Source organism: Vibrio sp. Vb0349 (assembly GCF_033338975.1).
Genome location: NZ_JAWOTS010000232.1, coordinates 1 through 1,335, shown reverse-complemented (window position 1 = coordinate 1,335; position 1,335 = coordinate 1). Strand labels below are relative to the sequence as shown.

Annotated in this window: 2 protein-coding genes; one reads left to right on the top strand and one right to left on the bottom strand. The window is 42.2% G+C overall.

Annotation, left to right across the window (positions count from 1 at the left end; all coding sequences use genetic code 11):
• Window positions 1-220 precede the first annotated feature (220 nt).
• Window positions 221-466, bottom strand: a complete 246-nt coding sequence (locus R7Q47_RS24815) for a hypothetical protein (protein ID WP_005459280.1) — start codon at window positions 464-466, stop codon at window positions 221-223.
• 168 nt (window positions 467-634) lie between these two features.
• Here R7Q47_RS24815 and R7Q47_RS24810 point away from each other — a divergent pair.
• Window positions 635-1,335: AraC family ligand binding domain-containing protein (locus R7Q47_RS24810; RefSeq protein WP_318089938.1), on the top strand; the 701-nt coding region annotated here is incomplete at its 3' end.

The window sequence follows — 1,335 nt, the reverse complement described above, 5'->3', positions numbered from 1 at the left end:
TTGCTGATAACTCATCCTAAGCTACCAAATCTTCATCCTGAAGATACCTAGTCCATTAGGCTTTTTTCCTGTTCCCGCCAACATCCTGTCGACACAATCAGTATTGATGTTTTGCTGATTACTCTCAATCAGCTAGGTAAAAAAACTTTGGCAGCGAATATTATGAAAAATACTATAAGTGTTAATTTTCAATTTGTTATATACATTTTTTGATTTTGTCTTAGTCAAAGATGGTCGTTTTGCTTACATCGCTTGTGAGAGATCTCGCACAAGGTGTCGAGCAAATGTCCGAATTGGCGTCGTTTTTATCCTGTTTAAGAATTTGCTCAAGATCACAACTCGATTTGTAACCATAAAATTTGGCGATGGTGTTAGGTGGGATTTCCATTTCTCTGATAGCGAATTTTGCCCATTCATCGCGTGTCTTGTGCAGGATTTGGCGTAGCTTGATAGTGAAGTGGCTCATAAAAGCTTCCTTAGTTAGCTTGTCTTTACAAGGCAAGAATAAGGAGAGGGGCAACACCAAGTTGATAGTATGCCGTTTAATATCAATACTATTTCGGCGTGATGAAGATTATGTCGGCAATACTGATATTATTTGAGCGTGAAACAATACTATCTTGTGGAGTAGCCAATGGCGCACATCGAAAAAGTACCGCAGAGACCAGGTTTTTCTTGGCGCTATCGTCGCATTGATGAGGTAGAGAAAGAGTACGACCTCCATTTTCACGATGATGTGTTTGAGTTGGTCATCCATCGACACTTCACTGGCAGTTTGCATATTGGTCATCACGAATTAGAAGTGACTCACAACCAAATGCTATTGATCGCGCCTGGTGTGCCTCATTCAATTCACTCCACATTGGTCGAAAGCAAGTGCGAGACTCATGTGATTTGGTTTAAGCGTGAGTGGATTGCCAATTTGATGTTCTATTGCGCAGAGCTTAGAAAGCTTGACCCGCTTTTAAAGGCGGCCAATAAAGGTGTGGTGTTTTCTGAACGGACAGCTCAGCATGTTGTGGATCTTCTGCATGAGCTCATGACGTTTCCTGCAATGGAGCAACTATCGAGATTTCTCCATGTTTTGTCTCTGATTGCTCACGATGAAGGAGCAAAAACACTGATGACTCACTCATACTTATCGATGAGTGAACACGAGCTACAGGAAAGAGAGCGCGTGGCAAGTGTTAACGCGTATCTCGAACAACACTTTGCAACTAAGGTGACGCTCGCAGACTTGGCGAACTACTTATCGCTGAGTGAAAGTGCGGTCACAAGATTGTTTCAAAAGCACTTTAACGAGCCGTTTAGCCAACGTCTAATGAAATTGCGGAT